Here is an 18,092-nt window from a genome sequence, read left to right on the forward strand (position 1 = left end):
CTATGAATGTATTGATTACCGGAGGCGCAGGATATCTGGGTACGGAACTAATCAAGGAACTTTCGAAAAACCCGGAAGTCAAGGAAATCAGAATATATGACAACCTGAGCAGGGACAATTACGCCCTATTCACAGGTCATAAGTACGACAATAAAGAAAACATCTCCTTCATTCATGGAGAATTGCTCGACTCCAGAAAGCTCAGAAAAGCACTGGAGGGGGTAGATGCTGTCTTCCACCTGGCCGCCAAGGTTACCAGTCCTTTTGCCAATACAGACCCTCATTTCTTCGAGCAGGTCAATCACTGGGGAACCGCCGAACTGGTATACGCAGCAGAAGAGAGTGGCGTCAAGCATTTCGTCTACAGCAGCAGTGTGGGTGTATATGGCTCATCTAGCAGCGAAATGGACGAGAGTACCAATCCTAACCCACGGACATTCTACGCCATCTCCAAGCACCGTGGCGAAGAGCACGTCTCACGTCTCAGTGAAAAGATGAAAACCCACATCATCCGATGTGGAAACATTTTCGGTTATAGCAGAAGTATGCGCTTCGATTCGGTGATCAACAAGTTTGTATTCGAAAGCAACTTCAGCAACCGGATTTCCATTCATGGAAATGGAAAGCAGTATCGATCATTCGCTCATGTGGATTATGTAGCCGACACCTTTAATCGTTTACTCACCTCCTCCGTTCCATCGGGGATTTACAATCTTGTAGAACTGAATATTTCGGTGTTGGACATTGTGGATGTACTCAAGGAAGTAAACCCTGAATTGGAGTTTATCTTTATCAACCAGCACCTGAAGCTGAGAAACATCAAAGTGAGCACCGACCTGAAACTTGCCGGGTTTATGGAGCTCAAAGAAAAAACTGATTTCAAGGAAATTATCCGCTCCTTTCACGACCGGTTTTCTTTCTGATTGGGCATTAAAAAAGGCTCCGTTCGGAGCCTTTTTTAATGCCTGTCGTTTTACACCTTAGATCCAAAACAGGGTATAGAGAATGACCACAATCCCAATGATGCCGATAGCTCCCACGTTGAAAACCACATCCGTTTTGAAAAGAGTAGGCCTCACAGAAATGGCATGTGCATCCTGCACGTCCATTTTCGCATTCGTATAAATCACCATTCCCAGCATCAGAAACAGCGTGCTGATCACAAATATTGCTTCAAAGCCGTATTTAGCAAGAGGTGCTGATAAAAACACCCCTAGAATTAGCGTAATGACGCCTATAGCAAACAATAAGTAGCTGGTATTGACCAACTTCCTCTGCACGCTGCCTGTAGGCACCACACTTGAGATTTTCACTCCCTTGTCCATAAAGCTGATCACCGACGCTACCACACAGAGAATCATAAATACGTAACCCATCCTGAGAATAAATGGCAGCTCTGGAGTCACCAGATAGAAGAAAATACCAGTCGGCAAAGTCAAAAGGGCTGTCCAAAGAGCTGCCTTATTGGTGATCTGCTTCCAGAATAAACCCAAACCAAAGACCACCACCACTCCAGGATAAACAAAACCCGTAACCATCTGAATGTACTGAAATACTTGATCCAAAGATTTTAAGGCCGGAGCCACTACCATGGCAATCACCATCGCTGTGACTGCCATCAACCTACCCGTACGGATAAGGTGCTTATCATCGGCATTCGGACTGATGTATGCTTTGTAAATATCCATGGTAAAGACCGTGGAAGTACTGTTGATCATGGACGCCAATGAAGACACCACTGCGGCCACCAATGCGGCGAAAGCTAATCCTCTTACACCCGCTGGCACAAAATTCTGCAACAGCCAGGGATAAGCTTCGTCAGACTTAGTGATCTCCCCTACCGTGTTTTTGGCCAATTCAGGGTCGTTGGTGATGACATAGGCCGCGATACCAGGAATGACTACCAGCAAGGGAATCAATATTTTCAGAAATCCCGCAAAAATCAACCCTCGCTTAGCTTCCTGCAACGTCTTTGCTGCAAGCCCTTTCTGGATAATGTACTGATTAAAGCCCCAATACCCGAGGTTGATTAACCACATAGAGCCCAGAATCACTGCTAGACCTGGCAGGTCATTATAGGCATCCTTCAGCCCGCCACTGCCATCCGGGACTGATTTGGCACCCTCGGCGATGATCATTGAAAAGTGGCCTCTGGCCCCTTCATACAAATAATTAAATCCCCGAAAAACGTCTCCATTACCTACCACGTCCAGTGCGATAAAAGTAGTTACCAGCCCACCTCCAATTAGAAAAATCACCTGAATCACATCCGTCCATGCCACTGAGGAAAGCCCGCCGTATATAGAATAAATCCCTGAAAACACCAACAACCCAATGATTCCATAGGTTAGCGGCACACCCATAATTTTCTCCATGGCCAGTGCACCCAGATAACTTACCGAGGTGAGGTTCACGAAGATGTAAACCAAAATCCAGAAACCAGCAAACAAAGAGCCTACCAGCTTGCTAAAGCGATCATTGACAAACTGTGGCATGGTGTAGATCTTCTTCTCCAGAAAAATTGGAAGAAAATACTTGGCCACAAGGATAAGCGCGATGGCCGCCAACCACTCATAAGCCGCGATCCCTAGCCCGATAGCATAGCCAGACCCAGACATAGCAATAAAATGCTCCGCGGAGATATTTGCTGCGATGAGCGATGCCCCAATAGCCCACCAGGTGAGCGAGTTGCTCGCCAAAAAATAATCATTGGCTGTCTTTTGGTGTCCTTTTTTGTCTCTGGAGACATACAAGCCCATGAATAAAATGACTGCACAGTAGATGCCAAATACGATGTAGTCTAATGTCGAAAAGCCCATAGTGTGTTTAGGTTAAAGTGGAGGTGATGACCTGAAATCTGATCACACCAAAAACATTTTTATGCCATCAGAATTGGCTCAATATATCATGCTTAAAATTAGTGTAACAAATACATTTATTAAAAAATCAAATAAAAAACACCCTGATGTTGAATCAGGGTGTTTTACTCTATAAGGTTTCTATTTTATTTACCAAGATACTTCTTCACCTCGCCGTACACCTGAGCTCCGGTAAATCCGAACTTTTCATCGAGCACACCGGCAGGCGCTGAGTATCCGAAATGATCCAATCCAAAGACGGTACCATTGGCTCCCACCAACTGAGCCAGAGTCACTGGCAAACCGGCTGTCAGTCCAAATACTGGCTTGGAGCTATCCAGAACCGAACGCTGATAATCAGCAGGCTGATCTCTGAAAAGCCCTTCCGAAATCACAGAAACAATGTTCACATTGATGCCATCTTTCTCCAGTAGAGCAGCAGCTTCCACAAGGGTGCTTACCTCTGAGCCATTGGCCAGGAGTGTCACAGCCGCGTCAGCAGAGGACTTCACCACATAGGCTCCTTTTTCTGCCTGAAGGGCATCCTGATACCTGTCTCTATCAGAAGGCACATCCGTGATTCCCTGCCTGGACAGGATCAAGCCTGTTGGCGTTTCTGTGTTTTCAAGGGCCATCTTCCAGGCAACAGTCGTTTCAGCTGTATCTGCCGGTCTCAGTGCCAGCATGCTGCGCTTACCTTTGTGGTTTTTCAACTGCTCCATCAGTCGCAGTTGAGCTTCCTGTTCAATCGGCTGGTGCGTAGGTCCGTCCTCTCCCACTCTGAAGGCATCATGCGTCCACAGATAAATTACTGGTAGCTCCATCAATGATGAAAGCCTGTATGCAGGTTTCTGATAATCAGAGAAGATAAAGAAAGTACCCACCACAGGAATTACTCCGCCGTGCAGGGCCATTCCATTGGCCATGGCTGCCATAGAGAATTCGCACACCCCTGCATGCAGGAAGTTGGCATCAAATTCACCAGGTGTGAATGCTTTTACATTCTTGAGGTAACCATCTGTCTTGTCGCTATTGGCCAAATCTGCAGAAGCCACAATGAGGTTTTCTACTTTACCAGCCAGGTAACCCATCACCGCAGCAGAAGCATCTCTCGAAGCTACATTTGCCTTTTGAGGGATTGCCGAAAAATCGATATCTGCAGGAATTTTTCCGGTAAGGAAATGATCCAGCTTAGCACTCAACTCTGGGTTGGCAGCTCTCCATTCAGCTTCCTTAGCTTTTTCGGCTTTGACCTCAGCGCGTTTTCTTGTCAGAATCTCCTGGTAGGTCTCAGCTACATCTGGGAAAATCACAAATGGATCTTCCAACGAGCCACCAAGCCCTTCGATGGTCTTTTCGTAAGAGGCTTTGGTCGCTCCAATAGGCTTACCGTGTAGCTCCGACTGGCCTTCATACGGGTTGCCATCGGCATCTTTACAGCCTTTCCCCATGATGGTCTTCCCAATGATCAAGAACGGCTTCTCAGTCTCAGCATTCGCCTCGGTCAGTGCCTTTCTGATCTGATCATGATCATTGCCATCGATGGAGACCACTTTCCATCCCCAAGCTTCATATTTCTTTGCTGTATCTTCTGCTGTTACCTCATTGGTATAGGTAGACAACTGTACGTCATTGGAATCATAAAACATGATGAGGTTATTCAGTTTCAGGTAGCCGGCAATCCGGCCCACTCCCTGGGAAATCTCCTCCTGAATACCTCCATCCGAAATGAAAGCATAAACCTTGTGATTCATCCAGCCACCAAATTTGGCTCCCAGAAACTTGGCAGCCAGAGCAGCTCCCGCTCCCATGGCATGTCCCTGACCGAGCGGGCCTGAGGTGTTTTCCACACCACGTGCCACATCTACTTCCGGGTGTCCGGGAGTCACCGATCCCCACTGACGGAAATTGGCAATATCCTCCTTGGCATAATTACCCAAAAGATACAGCTGAGAATAAAGCATGGGTGACATGTGACCAGGATCAAGAAAAAACCTGTCCCTGAAAGGCCACCTGGTATCATCCGGATCAAACTTTAAAAATTCGCTGTAAAGGATATGGATATAATCCGCTCCGCCCATGGCACCTCCGGGGTGTCCGGATTTTGCCTTTTCTACCATAGCTCCCGATAACACGCGAATATTATCAACTGCTCTTTGATCTTTTTGATGATTACTCATTGCCTTAATTAGGTGATTTTATTTAAAAAATTTTACTTGGTTGAAAACTTCATCACGGTGCTGGTGCGATACGTCTCACCAGGGCTAAGCACCACACTTGGAAATTCGGGTTGATTCGGTGAATCAGGGTAATGTTGTGTTTCCAGACACAACCCATTTCTATGGTTGTACACGGTGCTGTTTTTCCCGGTGATGGATCCATCCAGGAAATTACCTGAATAAAACTGAATCGCCGGCTCCTCCGTGTATATCTCCATGAACCTGCCACTCACTGGCTCGTACACAGAGGCTGCAAAATTCATCTTCTTATCTGACTTCTCCAACACCCAGCAATGATCAAAACCCAAACCATAGTTTAACTGGGTATTATCCTTCAAGATGTCTCTGCCAATAGGCTTGCCAGAGGTGAAATCAAACGGGGTATCTGCTACTGGTCTCAATTCCCCTGTGGGAATGAGGGTGCTATCTACAGGCAGGAACGCTGGCGCATTCAAAACCAACTCATGATTCAGGATGTCTTCCTTCATGGAAGAAAGATTGAAATAGGTATGCTGGGTAAGATTCACCACAGTACGCTTGTCAGTAGTGGCTTCATAGCTCACCTTCCATTCGTTCTCGTTGGTCAGGGTGTAGATCACCTGAGTGGTCAAGGTACCCGGATAACCTTCTTCACCATCAGCACTTACATAGCTCAGTGCCAAAGCCACACCCCCTTCTACATCCACAGATGTGGCGGTCCAGTTTACCTTATCAAAACCCACTGTTCCACCGTGCAAATGGTTTTTGCCATTGTTCTGAACCAGGGTATATTCCACGCTATCCAATGTAAACCTACCATCCGCTATCCTGTTTCCGTAGCGGCCGATCAGGGCTCCAAAATATGGAGAGGACTTCAAGTAGCCATCCAAATTATCATAGCCCAGCACCACATCTTCTAACTTCCCATCACGATCCGGAACCCGAAGCGCAGTGACGATCCCTCCATAGGTCATCACATCCATGGATAATCCATTGACATTGGTGAGTGTAAAAAGAGTAACAGAATCTCCATTGGGTAATGTTCCGAACGGAGCGCTGGTCAGGGTTGCCTTCGGTGCCTCCTGCTGAGCACAAGCAAATCCAAGAATAATTAATGCAAGAAAAAGGATATTTCTATTTTTCATTTGGCCGCAAGTTAATAACGATTACATTTTATTTTGAAAAAGGTGATAATATACTTCATTCCAATGTAATTGATCTTTGAATTGACGAGGCTTTGTATCCTTATCAATCACCACCAATTCCACCCCGGCCATTTCAGCGAAATCTTCAATATACTCCGTATTGATGGCTTTACTAAAGACTGAATGATGGGCCGCACCAGCTAATATCCATGCTTCGGCAGCTATAGTAAGGTTGGGCATAGGATCCCAAAGCACCCGGGCCACCGGCAACTTTGGCAACTCGTGCTCAGGTTTCACTGCTTCCACCTCATTAACAATCATTCTGAATCGGGTGCCCATATCGATCAGCGATACATTGATAGCTGGTCCGGCATCTACATCGAAAACCAGCCTGGCGGGATCTTCTTTGCCACCAATGCCTAAAGGGTGCACTTCACATCGGGCTTTGCCCATGGCAATGGAAGGGCATATCTCCAGCATGTGTGACCCCAAAACCCTGCTTCTACCATCACGGAAGTCATAGGTATAGTCTTCCATAAAAGAGCTACCGCCTTCCAATCCCTGGTCCATTACTTTCACTGCTCTCAACAGGGCAGCGGTTTTCCAATCTCCTTCGCCAGCGAACCCATACCCGTCTGCCATCAGTCGCTGTGCGGCGATTCCTGGTAGCTGCTTGAATCCATGCAAATCTTCAAAAGTATCTGTAAAGGCTCCAAAGCCTCCCTCCTCCATAAAACTCCTCAGACCTAGTTCAATCTTAGCCGCATCCTTCAAGAACTGACTCTTGAGGGTTTCAGGTGAAATGATGTATTGTGCGTTGTATTCTTTCACCAATGCCTCTACCTGCGCATTGGAGACTTCATTGAGGTGGGCAACTACATCACCTATGCCATAGCCATTCACAGAAAATCCAAAGCGAATCTGAGCCTCTATTTTGTCACCTTCGGTGACGGCCACTTCCCGCATATTATCCCCTATCCGAGCCACTTTGGTGGTCTGCCATACATGCCAACCGGCAGCAGCCCTTGTCCACACCCCCAGTTTTTTGCGAGCCGACTCATCCTTCCAATGCCCGACAATCACTTTTCTGTTTTTTCTCAATCTACTGGCCATGAAGCCAAACTCACGCCCCCCATGGGCCGATTGATTTTCGTTCATGAAGTCCATGTCGATCTCGCCCCATGGAATCTCTGTGTTGTATTGGGTGTGAAAATGGGCCAGCGGCTTTTTCAGGATATCCAATCCCCTGATCCACATTTTGGCAGGAGAGAAAGTATGCATCCATACTACCAGACCGATACAACCTTCCGCCACATTGGCCTGCTGACATACCTGATAGATTTCCTCAGGGCTTTTCACCACAGGCTTATACACCACCTGCACAGGAATCTGCACACTGTCACTCAGTCCTTTGGCTATCTCCTCTGAGTGTACCGCTACATTCTTTAGGATTTCTGCTCCGTATAAATCCTGGCTGCCGGTGACAAACCACACCTCATATTCATTCAATTTCTTCATCGTATTGTTAGTTCTAGTTTTGTCCGTAATAGGCGTCTTTGCCATGTTTTCTTTCCCAGTGCTTCTTGATCAGTGCTTCCTTGAGCCTGGGCGCTTCAGGGTTGATTTGCCGGGTGAGGTAAGCCATGCGGGCCAACTCTTCCAGTAGTTTGCTGTTAAACACAGACTTAGCAGCCGTTTTTCCCCAGGTAAAAGGCCCATGATTACCCAGCAGCACCATCTCCACCTCCTGATAGGAAAGCCCTTTTTCTGAAAAGCAATCCACAATCTGCTGCCCTGTCATGTGCTCATAGTTGCCTTTGATGAGTTCATCACTCATGGGCGGTGCACATGGAATGTCGGAAGTCAGGTAATCCGCATGGGTAGTTCCAAAAATGGGAATGTCCTGCTGGGCCTGCGCCCACGCTACCGAGTAGGTAGCATGGGTATGACTGATGCCGCCTATCTCCGACCATTCGCGGTATAGAAAAGCATGTGTTTTGGTATCGGACGAAGGGCGCATAGTTCCCTCCACCACCTGGCAGTCAAAGTCCACGATCACAATGTCCTCTGGCCTTAGTACGGCATAATCCACCCCACTGGGCTTGATGGCGAACACACCCTCCTGGCGGTCTACAGCGCTCACATTTCCAAACGTGAAAATGACTAGCCCCTGTGCCGGAAGCTCCATATTGGCTTCATAGCACATTCTTTTAAGTTCTAGGTATTTTGACATCTTACTTGTTGTTGATATTGGTTTCTACAAAGGCACCGAGTGCCTCGTATTTGGTATAAAGTTCCTCGTATATCCTGACCATATCCGGTCTGGGGTGGTAGGTCTTTTCAAAGCCATTGCCCATGGCTGCTACCGACTCCTTCATGGATGGGTAAATCCCTGCGGCAACTGCCGCATACATGGCTGAACCCAATGCCGGAGCCTGATCTGACACAGCTATTTTGATCGGCATATTCATCACATCCGCCAGGGTCTGCATCACAAAGCCTGACTTCTTAGCCACTCCGCCGATGCCCACTATGGTGCTGATAGTGACGCCCTCCTCTTCGAAGCGTTTGACAATCTTCTTTGATCCAAAACAAATGGCTTCTACCAGGGCGCGAAAAATATGTGGTGCGCCAGTTCCCAAACTCAGATTCACCATAGCGGCCTTTAAGGACTGGTTGGCATCCGGGGTGCGTCTGCCATTCACCCAGTCGAGGGCTACGGGTGCGCTCTCACTTACCGGGGTCTGCTCTGCCTGCCGTGAGAGCTCCACGATTACGTCGCCTTTGAGCTGTTCGATCTGCTCGGGCGTAAGCAGATTAGACCTAGCGATGAGCTGGTCTATAGGCCATGAGACGATGTCTCTGAACCATGCCAGCACATCTCCAAATGCCGACTGGCCAGCTTCCAGTCCCACCATGCCGGGCAATACCGAACCATCCACCTGTCCGCAAATGCCTTTGACGGTACGCTCACCAATCACGTACTTGCCAGAGACTATAATGTCGCAGGTAGAAGTGCCCATCACACGTACGAGCGTATTCTCCTCCACCTCTGCCCCTACTGCTCCTGAGTGCGCATCGAAAGTGCCCACGGCTATCACCACATCGGTGGTGAGTCCCAGCCGCTCTGCCCACTCAGTACTCAGCTTACCCGCTGCCTTATCTGAAGTATAAGTGTCCTGGTAAAGGTGCTTTTTCAAGGTGACCATATGTGGATCCAGTTTGGCTAAAAACGCATCTGCTGGCAATCCACCCCAGCGCTCGTGCCACATAGCCTTGTGCCCTGCCGCACAGCGCGATCTCTTTAACCCATTCAGGTCACTGGCCCCTGTGAGCAGAAACGTCATCAGATCGCAATGCTCCACCCACGAATGCGCTGCGGCTTTTATCGCCTCATCTTCACGCGAGATGTGCAGGATTTTGGCCCAAAACCACTCCGAGGAATAAATCCCCCCTTCAAACCGGGTGAAGTCCTCCCCACCCCAGGTGCGTGCCAATGTATTGATCTCTTGGGCTTCTGCAATGGCCGTGTGGTCCTTCCAAAGTACCATCATGGCGTTGGGGTTCTCCTCAAAACCGGGCAGCAGCGAAAGTGCCGTGCCGCTGACATCTACCGGAATGGGCGACGAGCCTGTGGTATCAATACAAATACCCTTCACTGAGGTCGGGTTCACCCCTGTCTCCTTCACCACCTCTCTAATGGTGACCTCCATTCCTTCTATGTGATCCAGTGGATGCTGTCTAAAGCGATTGGTGGCCGGATCGCAATAGAGGCCCTCGCGCCAACGATTATACCAATGCACCTGACTGCCGAGGGTGCTGCCGTTGGCACTATCCACCAACACTGACCGCACAGAGTCGGTACCAAAGTCCAATCCAATTACATACTGTTTTTCCATATGGATGCTGCAAAATTTTTATTTCAAGACTAAAGTAATCAAATTATTTTAATAAGTGTACTTTAAACACTTATAAATAGTTAATGATAAACTGCACTGGAAACTTAGTGGATGTGGTTGGGCGCTCTGCGCGAGGGTTGGTGGTGCTGGGCCCTCCTGGCAGAGGTAGCTATAAAGGCAGTAAGTGGTGGGAGCTGTAAACTCCGGGAAGGCTACACATTCACTATGGAGAAAGCAAATACGAATCTGATCAAGTTATATAGGTGGCATTCCATTGATTTATTTACAAGGCTTTTTCTTCAGACTACATTCCTGTTTTACTCATTTTCACAAACTCACCTGGAGTAGACTTATAGAATTCAGTGAAGCATTTAGTAAAATAAGATACGTCAGAAAACCTGTAATTATTGCTACTTCAGAGGCTTGTAGTTTTTCTCTTTTGCAGTGCCGCTTTTTTTAACCTGATGTTTCTTACGTAAATATAATCACAACCCTTTTTCAAGCCATCGGTCGTGCCTGCTTCATTATGAAATCATTTTCCTTGAAAGAAGGCATAAAAAAACCATCCCAAAATCCGGGATGGTCTTTACTAAACTACTCTACTAACCTTATCTTCCAATTTCTATTGCACCTTAGTCACTGCATTGGCGTCAAGAATGACCGCAGTTTGAGCCAGAGCACGTCCGTTTATAGAAGCACCGGTGAGGAAAGTAATCCCTGTCATTGAGAGAATATTACCTTCAAAGTGTGAATTGGCTCCAAAAGTCGCCTCTCCTGCTACCTGCCAGAAAATGTTCTTGGCCTGAGCACCACCATTCAACGTCATATTGATGGCACTGCTCTGGGTAAGGTCACCTGAGATTTGGAAGATCCAAACATCATCAGCAGCACCCGTGAGGGTAACATCTGCCGGGATGGTCACCGTAGATGTCCACTTATAAAGACCCGCAGATAAGGTCATTCCACCTATGTTTCCTGTTCCTAATTCAAGAAACTCAGGTGTGGGTCTTCCTGCCGCATCATTATAAGCCGTGATCATATCATTTACGGCAGTAGTCAGGTTGACTGGTGTGGGGTCCGCCATGTCAGCTGCATACACATTACCTGTTACCTGAGAAGAAGTGGCATACCCTGTAGCATCTACTAAATCTAAACCAGTGATGTATGAGGTAGCTGCCGGGCTCAATCCCAAATGTCCAGTGATGGCAGAAGTGGAGCTGTTGTTGATGGCAGTCTTCGCAAGGATCACATAGTTGCTCGCCCCACCTAGGTTGACCATAGCAAGTGTGGCGGTTACCTCACCAGTGGTAAAGCTCCAGCTCTCGTTATTAGCTAATCCATTTCCCGACAGATCCTGTGCGCCTGTGGTAATCTGCGCCGTGTAAACCGTACTCGCTTCTAGAATTGTGGTTGAAGTAAAAGTGGCCGTAGTGCCAGAATAAGCTACTACCCCAGGTACAGAAGTAGTTCCATTCTTCAACTGGAAGGTGGCGGCACTTATTGTAGCAGGATTCATTGGCTCATTAAATACGACAGACACTGTTTTATTTCTGGCAACTCCCGTAGCATCACTAAGAGGAGCGGTAGAATTGATAAATGGCGCTGCGAAATCTGTGGTTGTAAAACTCCACTCGGTATCAGCAGCCAATCCATTTCCGGCCAAATCCTGAGCACCTGTAGTGATCCTGGCTGTATAAGCCGTATTTGACTCAAAGCTTTCGGTGGCAGTAAATGTAGCAGTGTTATCGGCATACGAGACCACTCCTGCTACAGCTGTGGTTCCTTTCACCAAAGTAAAAGTGGTCACGTTGATGGTCGCAGGGTTCATGGGCTCATTAAAGACTATAGATACCGAATTACCTTTTGTTATATTAACTGCATTAGCCAAAGGGCTCGTAGAACTGATAACCGGAACCTCATTGTCAACCTCCGCCACAGTGGTGAAGGTGATCGTGAAGTCGTTTTCCAAAGCAGCACCAAGTTCACTTTCGGCACCCGTCTTGACAGTAGCCGTATACACGGTACTGTTCTTCAGGTTAGCCACTGGGGTCATTGTTAACTTTTTATTGGCATAACTCACTGTTGTCGCAACCTTATTAGTTCCTTCCATGAGTACCACCGTGGTGCTATTTAGGGTTTCAGGATTCATATCAGCCAAGAAATTGAATTGTACAGCAGCCGTAACGGCGATTCCGGTGGCATCATCAGCCGGGGCGGTCGACACCACATCCGGTGACACCAACACTGGGTCTTTGTCCTTGTCACAACCCACGAACATCAAAATGGGTAGTAACGCTAGTACGAGTCCTGATTTAATAATTTTCATAATATTTTCTTTTAAAAAGTGTAATTATCATTACAATGCAAAGGTGAGGCTATTGAAAGCGAAACAGTTACACACTAAAAATTAATCGTTACATATATCACTTGTTCGGCAAAGTGTCCATCCACCCCTATCTTTTTTCCGATGTAGATGGTCTCTGCCGAGGGAGTGACTTTGAATGAATCTAAAGTTATTTCAACACGATGGCATTGCCCTCCATGGTGATAGAACCTGTTCGGGCCAATGCCTTGCCGTCTAGCGTTGCACCGGTGTTGAACGTTATAGATTGCATGGCCATGACGGTGCCTTTAAAAACGGTAGTGGTCCCGAAAGTAGCGCTGCTTCCTACCTGCCAGAAAATATTGGCAGCTTTCGCTCCGCCGGCCAGGATCACCTGTCGGCCGGAAGTGGTAGTCAGCGCACTCGCTATCTGAATAATAAAGACAGCATTAGCATTTCCCTTAGCGTCAAACGTCAGATCCCCGGAAGATATCGCCAGAGAAGAGGTAGACTTATACAAGCCTGGGGTAAGTGTCAACCCACCAATATTTCCTGATAAGACAACGATATCAGTGGATGTTCTACCCGCAGCATCATTGTACGCTGTGGTTAAATCCAATTTGGCCTGATTGGCAATCGCGTCATTAACATGCAAGGTACCGGTGAATTCCCCCGGAGGAAACCCATCGATAGAAGTACCGGGACTCAGCCCAATATCTCCATTAATGGAAGTCGCTCCAGTGTTTGTAACAGACTCTCCGGCTAGTAAGGCCAAACTAGAAGTGCCGCCCATGCTTATGCCAGACTGCACCACAGTCTGAATAGGTATGGTGATCCCTGGAGACGGATCGTCTTTACTGCATGCTCCAAGTAAAATTGTGGATAGCAGAGCTCCTGACTTAAAAAGGCTGAAAATTTTCATTTTGTTTTGGTTTAATTCAATTGCTTGCCCAATTGCCATTAGCATGCCACAACCGGATATTGCAGTCAATCACTTACTGGTCAGCACTTTAAAATTGGGGGTGAATGGTTCGTTTTTCCCGATACGAGAAAGGCGGCTCGTTATAAGAATATCGTAAGGGTCCAAAGCCCTGGTTCAACATGTAAAGCCTTTCTGACCTAACTGACTTTTCAGGTAAACAACAACATGAAGACAGCCGTAGAGCTACCAAAGTAAAATCGAGACAATCGAGCTCCAGTGAAAATCATTTTAGAGACATTTGAGTCACAAAGAATATCTAATGGAAATAAAACCATACCAGGAAACCGATAGGGAGCAACTGCTCGACGTTTGGGAAAAGTCAGTGCTCGCCACCCACCACTTTTTGAGTCCGGAAGACTTCATTTCCATCAAAGCAATGGTAAGGGAGATTGATTTCAGTCGTTTTGAAGTTCATTGCCTTATGGATGAATCACGAGTGATTGGTTTTTTAGGTGTGGCAGAAAAAAAGGTAGAAATGCTCTTTTTGGATCCCCATTACTTTGGTCAGGGATTAGGTAAAAAACTGATAAATTTTGCAATCGTTCAGTTGAAGGCCCACAAGGTAGATGTCAACGAGCAAAATGTGGGTGCAGTAGCTTTTTATGAGAACCTGGGATTTGCTACCTATGAAAGAAGTGACAAAGATGACCAGGGTAATGATTATCCTATCCTGAGGATGAAATTAAGGACACGAAATATTTGAATACTGATAACCCTGCAACGCAGGTCTGGCGCTCTCCGTATAGGCTCAAATGTGAAAACGTATGACACCCGCCAAAGGTGGACTACTAATCAATCAAAATGCCTTATTTGAATTCTTCAATCTATCCGTCCTGAATGGTTGAATCGGGACATTACTTAAAAATAACATGCGAAAATTAATTCTCTACATCGCGGCCTCACTGGACGGCTACATCGCCAAACCCAATGACGATCTGAGTTTCCTTAATCTGGTTCAGATAGAAGGAGAAGACTATGGCTACACTGACTTTGTCTCTTCTGTGGACACGGTAATAGTTGGTAGAAAAACCTACGATTGGGTGATCGGTCAGGGCTATGATTTTCCTCACGCTGACAAGGAATCGTACATCATCACCAGACAAGAAAGGCCGCGAGAAGGGAACCTGACTTTTTACACCGGCAACCTCAAAACCCTGGTAACGGACCTCAAAAAAAAAGAAGGAAAAAACATCTTCTGTGATGGTGGTGCAGAAATCGTCCATCTCTTACTCCAGGAAAAACTCATCGATGAGCTGATTCTATCCATCGTGCCGGTAATCGTGGGGGCAGGAACTCCTCTATTTAAAACAGGCAGGCCAGAGCAGCTTCTGGAGCTTAAGAAGGCCAAAAACTTTGAATCAGGGCTGGTTCAGCTACATTATCAGTTAAAAGAGTAAGTGGCCAGGAGTAGTCAGATTTCCGCCACCCATTCCAGAGATCCATTTATCATTACATATGCATCCATCTAAGTTTACAACAAGGAAACCCGGAGCTAAAGAGCATGGCGTCATAGGTGCGCTGATGGTGGAGGTGTACTCACAGTTGGAGGGATTTCCCACACCGGCGGAGCAGCCCAAATACTATGAAATGCTCTCGAATGTGGGCTCCCTTACTGAAAACCCACACATCCACCTACTGGCCGCTTACTCTCCGGAGCAGGTGCTGGCTGGCTGTGTGCTGTACATCGGCGACATGCAATATTATGGATCAGGTGGCACAGCCACCCAGGTAAAAGACAGTTCGGGATTCAGATTATTGGCAGTGGCTCCTGACTTCAGAGGTCAGGGAATTGGCAGGCTGCTGACGAGGTATTGTATTGAGAGGGCACGCAAGGAGAAACGTCAGCAATTGATTATTCACTCTACCAAGGCCATGCAAGTAGCCTGGGGAATGTACGAGCGCATGGGCTTCGAACGATCCGAGGATTTGGATTTCAGGCAAGGGACACTGGAAGTCTATGGCTTCCGATTACCTCTGGATGATTAACTCAGGGCAAATTTCAGTGTCTTAGTTTATCACTGAGCAATTTCAGCTCTATCATAGAAGCAATACCCGAGATGGCCATAGCACAACCTATGAAGGTGATCATCAAAGAAATCACGAATGAATCCTGCTGACTAAAAACCATAAATCCAATGGCAATAAAACCAATTCCGAAGAAGGCCAGTATGGCATTGACGATTTGAAATTTCTTAATCTTTTCCATAATTCATTAATATTTTCAATACAAAGGAAGACGATTAATGAATATTTCTCAATAGACGCTCAAATAATTAGATAGAGAGCATTTTTAAAAGACTCCCTTTGTAAATGACGTAATTTTCAGGTAGCTTTTTTCCTAAATATTGCCAATTCATCGAACGGTTCATTCCGAACAACCCGAAAGACAATACTCCGTTAGCTTTCAGAAACATTAATTCAACCCATCTCCCGTATGAAAAACCTCCTGAAACTCGAAGAAGTAGCCATGTTTGGCCTTTCTATTTACCTCTTTACTTTGACCTCATTTAGCTGGTGGTGGTATCCTGCGCTTCTGTTGCTTCCGGACATAGGTATGATCGGTTACGCCATCAATACAAGGGTGGGTGCCCTTACCTACAATTTCCTTCATCATAAGGGCATTGCTGTGATCATACTGCTGGCCGGTTGGCAATTTGGAAATGATGTACTGAGTCTTTCGGGAATCATACTCTTTGGACATGCCAGCATGGATCGGGTGTTTGGTTATGGGCTGAAGTACCCGGATCACTTCCAGCATACCAGCCTGGGATGGATGAAACCACAGTCCGTCCCTAATGATGGAAACTGACCTCCAGGTCCCGGATTTCATCCAGTATGCCTCCTAGTCTTTTCTCCATCTCTTCATGAGATACTTTTGTCTTAAGTAGATCAAACATCTCAGCGTAGATATTGATTTCAAAGTCTCTTTTGGTTCCCTCTGAAAGGAATAGGGCCCTCCGAATGATGCCCATGGCGGTGCGCAAAGAAGTGTGTACTTCTGCAGTTTTCCGCTGAGCACAGGCGGTCTGAGCGTATCGCACCTGCACATAGGAAAGCGCCAGTAGCATCTTGACAAAGTGCTCATTCATCTCAATATTCCCAGTATCGGACTTGAGGTCATAGTGAAGCTGAACCAGACTTGGCAGGGCCATATCTATCACCTCCCTGCTGTCTTTATTGTGCAGTTTGTCTCTGAGCAGGTAAATCTGACGAATAGTCGTTGAAAGCTCCTCCTTACTCCGATCCCGGGCACTCTCATCATAATAGAGCTTGGTGTTGAAAATTCTCACCACCGGTTCGCGCGCCAGGTTGGTTAGGCTCACTGGCAGGTGATACGTTTGATACGCATCAATGGCAAAAAGCACATTGAAAATGAACAATATAAAACTGACATACCTGATCAGCGACATTTCAGTGGTTAGTTATCCGAAAGTAATCGTAGTGGCCTGATCTGATCGGGGTGAATCTTGTGAACATGCTCATCTACCAGCACTACTTTCTTATCTATGTGTTTTAGAAATTTCCCCAACTGAGTTTCCAGCATCAACAACTGCCCGTCATACGAATATATGCCAGATTCCTTCTTCAGATCCTCCTTATCACGTTCCAAATCCCTGCGTGTAAGGCATGATGTTTTCAGAAATGAAATGAAGGTATTCATATCAAAGTCTCCTTCCAGTTTTTGAATATCTGACAAGGAGCGCTTGTATTCGTGATGGCTTATATCGGAGGTATTGGCAGTAGGATCCAGAAGCAAGTCCAGTACCAATGAATCATAATGGTGAAGATGTTCTAAGACCGTAATGATGTCATTACGATAATTGGGATTGGCACAGAACTCAGAAAGTCCGTCATAGGTCTTCAGCCCATCAGAGACTTCCAGCCATTTGGCGGTTAACCGATCATACTCAGCTTCTATACTCACAGGAAAATCCTGTGCCTGGAGTGGCCATACCAGCGAAAACACGAGCAGGACACTAAGACATAAATGTGGGTTCTTCATTTTTCAAAATTAGAACACCACACCATGCGGAGGGCTCACACAAATTCTGTAATCTCCTATCCGTAAAAACAACTAGACGAGGACTTATGACACCTGATGAGTTTCATTGATCACATTGGGCATTACCATCACAGGGGCATTGGCCTTAGCGATGATGCCCGATATGTGACTTCCGGGCTCATTGTCTACTCCATTGCTATTTACACCTAAAATAATCAGCTCAAAAGCGTTTGCCTGGATAAATTTGAGGACCTCTCCCTCTACCTCTCCTCCAAGGATCACGGGTTGAATCTTCTTTTTCTGACTTCTTTCCAGGGTCTGACAAAGGTCATCCATCTGTCTCCTTAGTCCCTCCATCAGCTCAAGGTCCCCACTTCTTTCAGATGGTCCCGAGGGAAATACATGAAGCAGGGTGAGACGGGAATTCTCTGGAGCAATGAGCCGTAGGCCCAACTGCACGGCATGCCATGCAGCCAGTGAAAAGTCGGTGGGGATAAGTATCTGATGGAATAAATTCATGGCATTAGGTAAAGAAAAAAGTATCTCACAAAAGTATCGATGCCACTTTTGGGGGTATGTGACGATAGTCAATCCAAAAAATGAAATAAATCAGTACTCTTCTAGGGCTTCTGTCTGGCACCTTTTGTAGGTTTATATTTCAAAGTCAAAATCCGGAAACCTCAC

17 protein-coding genes are annotated in these 18,092 nt (G+C 46.6%); 5 read left to right on the forward strand and 12 right to left on the reverse strand.

The annotated features are described in order from the left end of the window. Positions 1 to 2 precede the first annotated feature (2 nt). Entirely contained in the window at positions 3 to 923 is a 921-nt protein-coding gene (locus tag GV030_RS05695; protein ID WP_159580652.1) for an NAD(P)-dependent oxidoreductase, read from the forward strand. 57 nt (positions 924 to 980) lie between these two features. Here the strand turns inward: GV030_RS05695 and GV030_RS05700 are convergent, their stop codons facing one another. The 8 genes from GV030_RS05700 to GV030_RS05735 form a co-directional block, all read right to left on the reverse strand. After that, the gene (locus GV030_RS05700; RefSeq protein WP_159580654.1) at positions 981 to 2,819 is read right to left on the reverse strand and encodes a sodium/solute symporter; all 1,839 of its coding nucleotides are present in this window, start codon (positions 2,817 to 2,819) and stop codon (positions 981 to 983) included. A gap of 185 nt (positions 2,820 to 3,004) precedes the next feature. Next, positions 3,005 to 5,038 carry a transketolase gene (locus GV030_RS05705; protein WP_159580656.1) on the reverse strand — a complete coding sequence of 678 codons (2,034 nt, stop codon included), beginning with the start codon at positions 5,036 to 5,038 and terminating at the stop codon, positions 3,005 to 3,007. Between the two features lie 32 nt (positions 5,039 to 5,070). After that, entirely contained in the window at positions 5,071 to 6,201 is a 1,131-nt protein-coding gene (locus GV030_RS05710) for an aldose epimerase family protein (RefSeq protein WP_159580658.1), read from the reverse strand. A 21-nt stretch (positions 6,202 to 6,222) separates the two neighbouring features. Next, a complete protein-coding gene (gene araA, locus GV030_RS05715) occupies positions 6,223 to 7,719 on the reverse strand; it encodes an L-arabinose isomerase (protein ID WP_159580660.1) in 1,497 nt (498 codons plus the stop codon). A gap of 13 nt (positions 7,720 to 7,732) precedes the next feature. After that, positions 7,733 to 8,434 (reverse strand): L-ribulose-5-phosphate 4-epimerase, encoded by a 702-nt coding sequence (locus tag GV030_RS05720; protein WP_159580662.1) that lies wholly within the window; start codon positions 8,432 to 8,434, stop codon positions 7,733 to 7,735. A gap of 1 nt (position 8,435) precedes the next feature. Beyond that, positions 8,436 to 10,100 (reverse strand): ribulokinase, encoded by a 1,665-nt coding sequence (locus GV030_RS05725; RefSeq protein WP_159580664.1) that lies wholly within the window; start codon positions 10,098 to 10,100, stop codon positions 8,436 to 8,438. Positions 10,101 to 10,722: 622 nt separating this feature from the next. Beyond that, positions 10,723 to 12,426 (reverse strand): ice-binding family protein, encoded by a 1,704-nt coding sequence (locus GV030_RS05730; protein WP_159580666.1) that lies wholly within the window; start codon positions 12,424 to 12,426, stop codon positions 10,723 to 10,725. 187 nt (positions 12,427 to 12,613) lie between these two features. After that, entirely contained in the window at positions 12,614 to 13,345 is a 732-nt protein-coding gene (locus GV030_RS05735) for an ice-binding family protein (protein ID WP_221413290.1), read from the reverse strand. A gap of 319 nt (positions 13,346 to 13,664) precedes the next feature. Between GV030_RS05735 and GV030_RS05740 the strand changes: the two genes are divergently transcribed. From GV030_RS05740 to GV030_RS05750, 3 genes are all read left to right on the forward strand, one after another. Next, on the forward strand, positions 13,665 to 14,108 hold the full coding sequence (locus GV030_RS05740; protein ID WP_159580670.1) for a GNAT family N-acetyltransferase: 444 nt from the start codon (positions 13,665 to 13,667) through the stop codon (positions 14,106 to 14,108). A 166-nt stretch (positions 14,109 to 14,274) separates the two neighbouring features. Further along, a complete protein-coding gene (locus GV030_RS05745; protein WP_159580672.1) occupies positions 14,275 to 14,802 on the forward strand; it encodes a dihydrofolate reductase family protein in 528 nt (175 codons plus the stop codon). Positions 14,803 to 14,860: 58 nt separating this feature from the next. Next, positions 14,861 to 15,391: a GNAT family N-acetyltransferase gene (locus tag GV030_RS05750; RefSeq protein ID WP_159580674.1), complete on the forward strand. Its 531-nt coding sequence runs from the start codon at positions 14,861 to 14,863 to the stop codon at positions 15,389 to 15,391. A gap of 13 nt (positions 15,392 to 15,404) precedes the next feature. Here GV030_RS05750 and GV030_RS05755 read toward each other — a convergent pair whose 3' ends face one another. After that, positions 15,405 to 15,611 carry a hypothetical protein gene (locus tag GV030_RS05755; RefSeq protein ID WP_159580676.1) on the reverse strand — a complete coding sequence of 69 codons (207 nt, stop codon included), beginning with the start codon at positions 15,609 to 15,611 and terminating at the stop codon, positions 15,405 to 15,407. A gap of 228 nt (positions 15,612 to 15,839) precedes the next feature. On the opposite strand from GV030_RS05755, the gene GV030_RS05760 reads away from it, so the two are divergent. Next, a complete protein-coding gene (locus GV030_RS05760; protein WP_159580678.1) occupies positions 15,840 to 16,214 on the forward strand; it encodes a DUF4260 domain-containing protein in 375 nt (124 codons plus the stop codon). On the opposite strand, the gene GV030_RS05765 is transcribed toward GV030_RS05760, so the two are convergent. From GV030_RS05765 to GV030_RS05775, 3 genes are all read right to left on the reverse strand, one after another. Then, positions 16,198 to 16,815 carry a hypothetical protein gene (locus GV030_RS05765; RefSeq protein ID WP_159580680.1) on the reverse strand — a complete coding sequence of 206 codons (618 nt, stop codon included), beginning with the start codon at positions 16,813 to 16,815 and terminating at the stop codon, positions 16,198 to 16,200. The genes GV030_RS05760 and GV030_RS05765 overlap by 17 nt on opposite strands. A gap of 8 nt (positions 16,816 to 16,823) precedes the next feature. Next, positions 16,824 to 17,408 carry a hypothetical protein gene (locus GV030_RS05770; protein WP_159580682.1) on the reverse strand — a complete coding sequence of 195 codons (585 nt, stop codon included), beginning with the start codon at positions 17,406 to 17,408 and terminating at the stop codon, positions 16,824 to 16,826. Positions 17,409 to 17,492: 84 nt separating this feature from the next. Further along, complete coding sequence (locus GV030_RS05775; RefSeq protein ID WP_159580684.1) at positions 17,493 to 17,927, reverse strand: universal stress protein; 435 nt, start codon at positions 17,925 to 17,927, stop codon at positions 17,493 to 17,495. Between the last annotated feature and the right edge of the window lie 165 nt (positions 17,928 to 18,092).

It is taken from the genome of Marinoscillum sp. 108, assembly GCF_902506655.1.
Taxonomy (GTDB): domain Bacteria; phylum Bacteroidota; class Bacteroidia; order Cytophagales; family Cyclobacteriaceae; genus Marinoscillum; species Marinoscillum luteum.